Here is a 6,455-nt window from a genome sequence, read left to right on the forward strand (position 1 = left end):
CAATGAACAACCCAGCGAGCCTGCGCGAGCGGCTCTTCGTCATCGTCTTCCAGACCGACACCGTAGCCGGTCGCCGCTTCGACAAGATCCTGTTGCTGATCATCCTGGCCAGCCTGGTCACGGTGATCCTCGACAGCATCGATGAGGTGCACCAGGGCTACGCCGGCCTGCTGGCCGGCATCGAGTGGGGCTTTACCGCAATCTTCCTGGCCGAATACATCACCCGCCTGTACTGCTCGCCCAAGCCGTTGCGCTATGCCTTCAGTTTCTACGGCCTGGTCGATTTACTGGCGATCGTGCCGGGGATCCTCGCGCTTTACTACAGCGACGCCCAGTACCTGCTCATCATCCGTGTCATCCGGATGCTGCGGATCTTCCGTGTACTCAAGCTCAGCCCGTACCTCAAGCAGGCCCATTACCTGATGGAGGCGCTGCGCGGCAGCAAGCAGAAGATCATCGTGTTCCTGGTGACAGTATCGACGCTGGTAACGGTGTTCGGCACGCTGATGTACGTGATCGAAGGGCCTGAGCATGGCTTTACCAGCATCCCCAAAGGCATCTACTGGGCCATCGTTACCCTGACCACCGTGGGCTTTGGCGACATCGTGCCCAAGACCCCGCTGGGGCAGGTGCTGTCGTCGCTGGTGATGATTACCGGTTACTCGATCATTGCCGTGCCAACCGGCATCTTTACCGCCGAGCTGGCCAATGCCATGCGTGGGGAGCAGCTGCAGCATGATTGCCCGACCTGCCACAAGAAGACCCACGAGCATGGGGCAGCGTTCTGTTCTCGCTGTGGGAATGGGTTGTTTCCCAAAGCATGATAGCGCCTGCGCCGGCCTCTTCGCGGGTAAACCCGCTCCTACAACAGGCGCGGACCGTGCGCGGTCCCTGTAGGAGCGGGTTCACCCGCGAAGAGGCCGGCACAGGCAGAAGCATAACCAAAGCATTTTTTGTTCTTTAACCCGTATAAACCCACCCGCTATAGTCGCTGGCAATCTGCCCCAACACCCTTCAAGAACAAGGAAGCAACGTGAAAAAACTCTTCACCGCCTCGCTGCTCGCCGCAGGCCTGGCCCTGGGCAACCTCGCCCAGGCCGCCCCCACCCTGCTCAACGTTTCCTACGACGTGATGCGCGACTTCTACAAGGACTACAACCCGGCCTTCCAGAAGCACTGGGAAGCCGAGCACAACGAGAAGGTCAACGTGCAGATGTCCTTCGGCGGCTCGAGCAAGCAGGCCCGTGCAGTGATCGATGGCCTGCCGGCCGATGTCATCACCATGAACATGGCCACCGACATCAACGCCCTGGCAGACAACGGCAAGCTGGTGCCCGACAACTGGGTAACCCGCCTGCCGAACAACAGCGCGCCGTTCACCTCGGCCACTGTGTTCATCGTGCGCAAGGGCAACCCGAAAGCCCTCAAAGACTGGCCCGACCTGCTCAAGGACGGTGTGCAGGTGATCGTGCCCAACCCGAAAACCTCGGGTAATGGCCGCTATACCTACCTGTCGGCCTGGGGCTACGTACTCAAGCAAGGCGGCGATGAAAGCAAAGCCCGCGACTTCGTCGGCAAGCTGTTCAAACAGGCACCCGTGCTGGACACCGGTGGCCGTGCCGCCACCACCACGTTCATGACCAACCAGATCGGTGACGTGCTGGTCACCTTCGAGAACGAAGCCGAGATGATCGCCCGCGAGTTCGGCCGCGACCAGTTCGAAGTGGTCTACCCAAGCGTATCGGCCGAAGCCGAGCCACCGGTGACGGTGGTCGACAAGGTGGTGGTCAGAAAAGGCACCCAGGCCGTGGCCGAGGAATACCTGAAGTACCTGTGGTCACCCGCAGCCCAGGAGATCGCCGCCAACAACTACCTGCGCCCGCGTGATGCGACGGTACTGGCCAAGTACACCGACCGCTTCCCGAAAGTGGACTTCCTGTCGGTGGAGAAAACCTTCGGTGACTGGCGTACCGTGCAGAAGACCCACTTCAATGACGGTGGGGTGTTTGACCAGATCTATGCCAACCAATAGCCATAAGGGGGCATCTGGCCTAATGCCAGTCAGTTAAGACAGACTCATTGACCTTTAGCCTGTAGGCCGCAAAATCCGACGCTTGGAAACGAGCATCGGATTTTTTATGCGCCTGTCAAAAGCCCTCTCTCTGAAACACCACATTAGAGATTAAAGCGCGGCTATTGAGCAAAACGGTAAAGGAAAGGTCGTGAGCAGTGCTTCGACGCTGTGCCTGAACCTGTGCACCAGGCAACACCCCGGGGGCGGTGGCAACTACATTCAATGCCTGGTCCACGGGAAACGCGTCAACGGCAACAAAGTCCATGCGCCATTCGCCTTCGCTGCGCGTGAAACAGCCACGAAGTGCCGGATACTTCCTCACGACAAACCGCACGGCCTCACGCAGATGATGAGCACAAAGATGCTCCTGCGGTATCAGGACTTCGCCGACATAACGCTGTTCCAGATGCAAGGCCGCACGCTGATCATACAATTGCCCCAATAATAGGCGCATGCCACCTCTCCAAATTTAAAGCAGCAAAAATCCAGACCCGAAACCATTCAACTGAACAGTTCCGGGCCGAGCATTATTTGACTAAATTAAGAAGAAACTTGCTGTTCGGCAGAAACTGTCGAATACCTTCGAAAGTTCACAAACACCAACAGTGCGATGACCACGAGTACCCCCACGGTGGCCATCATTACCGAGGACACCGCTTGGTCGAACGCCAATCGCGCATTCACAGCGATTTCCTGCCCCAGCGGGGCGGGCATTTGCGCGGCAGCGGCCAGCGCGCTGTCGATCCCGTCCTGCAGGCGCGCCGCGTCGGCGGCCTGCTCGGGCACGACCAGCGAGCGGCTGTACACCACCGACATCAGGCTACCCATGAAGGCGATGCCCAACCCTCCTCCCAGCTCGTAGGAAATTTCCTCGGCCGAAGCGGCCATCCCCGCTCGCTCCGGCGGCGCGCTGGCCATGATGGTGGTGGACGCCCCGGTCATACTCGCCCCTACGCAAGCACCCATGACGAACAGCAGCAGCAGTTGCAGGGCGACCGACTGGCTGAAACTGTACATGAACAGGCCAATGGCACCGGCGTAGATCAACAGTGCGAGCACCAGGAACCGATCACAACGAACCTTGGGCAGCAACCAGCCGCTTAACGGACCGGCCACGATCGCTCCCACGGAAAGGGGCAGGAAATAAAGGCCGGTCTCGAGCGGGGATAGCCCGACAACCAGTTGCAGGCGCTGGCTCAGTACCAGGTTGATGCCCATCAGGCAGCCGGCCGCGGCCAGGCTGGCGATGACCGCAGAGGAGAACGCGGGGCTGCGGAAAATCTGCAGGTCGATCAACGGAAAACCACGCTTGCGCTGCCCGCGCACGAACATCCAGCCGAAGCCCGCGCAGATGGCCAACGCCCCCAGCGCCGCCACCAGCGAGGGCTCGGGCTTGGCGAATTCCTTGATCAGGTACGCCAGGCTGATGAGCCCTACCATCGCCTGAAGGGAGCCAAGCAAGTCCCATGGCCCGGCGTTGGCCTGTTGCGTGTTCCTGATCAGCAGCAAGGACAACACCAGGGCCACCAGCACGATGGGCACGTTGATCAGAAACACGGAACCCCACCAGAAATGCTCGAGCAGCGCCCCCCCTATCAGCGGACCAATCGCTGCACCACCTGAAGCCACGGCCGTCCAGACGCCGATGGCAAAACCACGCTCACGCTCATCCTCGAAGGTCAGACTGATGATCGCCAGCGTGGCCGGCATCATGGCCGCCGCACCGACGCCCAGCGCGCCCCTAGCCAGGATTAGCAGCACGGAAGATGGCGCGAATGCAGCCAGAAGCGACGCCGCACCGAACAGCACAAGGCCGATCACGAACAATCGCTGGTGGCCGATGCGATCACCGAAGGTGCCAGCACCCAGCAACAGGCCGGCGACGACCAGAGGATACATGTTGATGATCCACAGCTTTTCGGAGGTAGATGCCCCGAGCGCATGGGTAAGTGTGGGCAAGGCGATGTAAAGGACCGTCATGTCGATCGCAACCAATAGCAAGGCGAAGGACAGGACGGCCAATACGAGCCATCGCTGGTAAGTGTTGAACATTGGCATTCTCCCTGCCTTGATCAAGCCGATCACTGATTGTCGGCGCCGCATCCAAATAGGAACTCGGATCCTAGTAGACGGCCAACTTCATTGCAAATATTAAAAATTGTCAAAACAATTAATCCCCACACAATGAGTATAAATAAATCATATCCGTAAGATAAATCCTACATTAACGGATGAATAATGACGCATTTAAAATAGAACTTCATCACCTTGAGTGCTCCTCCACGCCCGCATCCGAAAAATTGGCGGACTCGCCAGCCGCTCGGCGAACACCAGCGCCGGGGCATGCAAGGACAACTCTTCGATAAGGAACTGCAGCCCGATGCCTGGGTCGTTGGCACAGGCCAGTAAGGTGCCGAACAACTGGTAACCCGCCTGCCGGACAACAGCGTGCCGTTCACCTCGGCTCCTACAAGGGATGCGCAGCCTCGCCCACGCGCTACTGCGCATCGCCATGGCCGTCACCTTCATCGAGCTGCTGGGGCGCATCTGGGGCTTCTCGGTGGTCGATTTCGCCCTGAGCAACAGCCTGGGCCAGGCGATCAGCAACTCGCTGTCGAGCATTGGCTTGATCCTGCTGGTCACCTGGCTGCTGTGGGTGGTACTCGATACGGCCATCCAGGAAGCACTCAAGCCCCCCATCGGCCGCCGCAGCGCGCGTCAGCCGAGCACCCGGGTGCGGACCATCCTGCCGGTGCTGCACAATGCGATCAAAGTGGTCCTGATCGTCATCTGCACCATCACCACCATGGCCAACCTGGGCACCAACGTCGCGCCGTTCCTGGCCGGTGCCGGGGTGATCGGCCTGGCCATCGGCTTCGGCTCGCAGCAGCTGGTGCACGATGTGATTACCGGGTTGTTCATCCTCATCGAGGATTCCATTTCCATCGGCGACTGGGTAGTGCTCGATTCCGGCCATACCGGTACAGTCGAAAGCCTGACGATCCGTAGCGGCTGCGCGATGGCAAAGGCTTCGTGCACTCGGTGCCGTTTGGCCAGATCAAGGCGGTTACCAACCAGTCGCGGCAGTTCGCCTATGCGTTCTTCTCGGTGCAGTTCACTTACGACAGTGATGTGGATGCGTCACTCGCGCTGATCCATGAGGTGGGCAAGTCGATCAGCGAAGACCCGCTGCTGCGCATCAACCTGCAAGGGCCGTTACAGGTATCCGGGGTGGACCGCTTTGCCCAGGTGTACCCGCTGCCGCTGCAGGCCCTGGGGGCTTGAATTCGCCTGCACCGGCCCTTTCGCGGGCTCGCCCGCGAAGCTTCCAGCAAGGGCAGCATCAAACCTGACGGAATACCAAGGCCTTCAGCCCCCCCGCCGGGTCAACGTCCGGAAACTCCGGCGGGTTTTCCAGGCGTTCGACATAAGCCAACGAAGGCGCCTGCTCTGCCATGCCTTCAATCAGAAACTCAGGCCCGATCCCCGGGTCGTTGACACACGCCAGCACCGTCCCGCCTTCGCTCAACAACTCAGGCAAACGCCGCAGGATCTTTGCGTAATCCTGGGTCAGCACAAAGCTGCCACGCTGGAAGGTTGGCGGGTCGATGATGATCAGGTCATAAGGCCCGTACTTGCGCACCTTGCCCCACGACTTGAACAGTTCATGCCCCAGGTATGCCACCCGTGATGCATCGTGGCCATTGAGGCGATGGTTGTCCCGGCCCCGCGACAAGGCCGACTTGGCCATGTCCAGGTTCACCACCTGCTCAGCGCCACCGGCAATCGCTGCCACGGAAAAGCCGCAGGTATAAGCGAACAGGTTCAGCACGCGCTTGCCCGCCGCCTGCTCGCGCACCCAACGGCGGCCATAGCGCATGTCGAGGAACAGGCCATTGTTTTGCCGCACGCCCAAGTCCAGCAGGTAGGTCAGGCCGTCCTCGATCACTTCGCGTTGCTGGCACGGCTCACCCAGCAGCCACTGGCCCGGGCTGTCGGGCAGGTAGCGGTGCTGGATGATGACTGCCTGCCCCGTCCACTGCGGGCGCTCGGCCAAGCTGCGCAGCATGGCTTCGAGTTCGGCGAGCTGGCCTTCGGGCGGCTCACGGAACAAGGCGACCGACAGCACGCCCTGCAGCCAGTCGACGGTCACCTGCTCCAGGCCCTGCCAGCAGCGGCCGCGGCCGTGAAACAGGCGGCGGGTTTCCTGTGGGGCAGGGTCGAGGGCGGCAAGCAGGTGTTGCTCAAGGGTGTCTATGGGCGAGGTCATGGCGGATCGCAGGCTGGCAAAAAGCGGCATTCTACCTTGCGGGCCTCTTCGCGGGTAAACCCGCGCCTACAGGATGCCGCGCCGAGCGGAACCACCACCCCTGCTGCATCC

The 6,455-nt window shown here is 60.6% G+C and carries 5 protein-coding genes and 2 pseudogenes; 3 read left to right on the top strand and 4 right to left on the bottom strand.

The window, feature by feature from the left end; genetic code table 11:
• The first annotated feature begins 2 nt into the window (after positions 1-2).
• Positions 3-824 (top strand): ion transporter, encoded by an 822-nt coding sequence (locus tag AC3WLP_RS21965; RefSeq protein ID WP_012051670.1) that lies wholly within the window; start codon positions 3-5, stop codon positions 822-824.
• A gap of 209 nt (positions 825-1,033) precedes the next feature.
• Positions 1,034-2,032, top strand: a complete 999-nt coding sequence (locus tag AC3WLP_RS21970) for a sulfate ABC transporter substrate-binding protein (RefSeq protein ID WP_012051669.1) — start codon at positions 1,034-1,036, stop codon at positions 2,030-2,032.
• 115 nt (positions 2,033-2,147) lie between these two features.
• Here the strand turns inward: AC3WLP_RS21970 and AC3WLP_RS21975 are convergent, their stop codons facing one another.
• The 3 genes and pseudogenes from AC3WLP_RS21975 to AC3WLP_RS21985 all read right to left on the bottom strand — a co-directional run.
• Positions 2,148-2,528 carry a hypothetical protein gene (locus tag AC3WLP_RS21975; protein WP_012051668.1) on the bottom strand — a complete coding sequence of 127 codons (381 nt, stop codon included), beginning with the start codon at positions 2,526-2,528 and terminating at the stop codon, positions 2,148-2,150.
• An 86-nt stretch (positions 2,529-2,614) separates the two neighbouring features.
• Positions 2,615-4,126 carry an MFS transporter gene (locus AC3WLP_RS21980; RefSeq protein WP_012051667.1) on the bottom strand — a complete coding sequence of 504 codons (1,512 nt, stop codon included), beginning with the start codon at positions 4,124-4,126 and terminating at the stop codon, positions 2,615-2,617.
• Positions 4,127-4,321: 195 nt separating this feature from the next.
• Positions 4,322-4,489 (bottom strand): annotated as a pseudogene (locus AC3WLP_RS21985) (class I SAM-dependent methyltransferase); the annotation flags it as partial.
• A 67-nt stretch (positions 4,490-4,556) separates the two neighbouring features.
• On the opposite strand from AC3WLP_RS21985, the pseudogene AC3WLP_RS21990 reads away from it, so the two are divergent.
• Positions 4,557-5,359: pseudogene (locus tag AC3WLP_RS21990) on the top strand (mechanosensitive ion channel family protein); the annotation flags it as partial.
• 58 nt (positions 5,360-5,417) lie between these two features.
• Here the strand turns inward: AC3WLP_RS21990 and AC3WLP_RS21995 are convergent.
• Positions 5,418-6,344, bottom strand: a complete 927-nt coding sequence (locus AC3WLP_RS21995) for a class I SAM-dependent methyltransferase (protein WP_371919701.1) — start codon at positions 6,342-6,344, stop codon at positions 5,418-5,420.
• Between the last annotated feature and the right edge of the window lie 111 nt (positions 6,345-6,455).

Source organism: Pseudomonas sp. FW305-E2 (assembly GCF_058782925.1).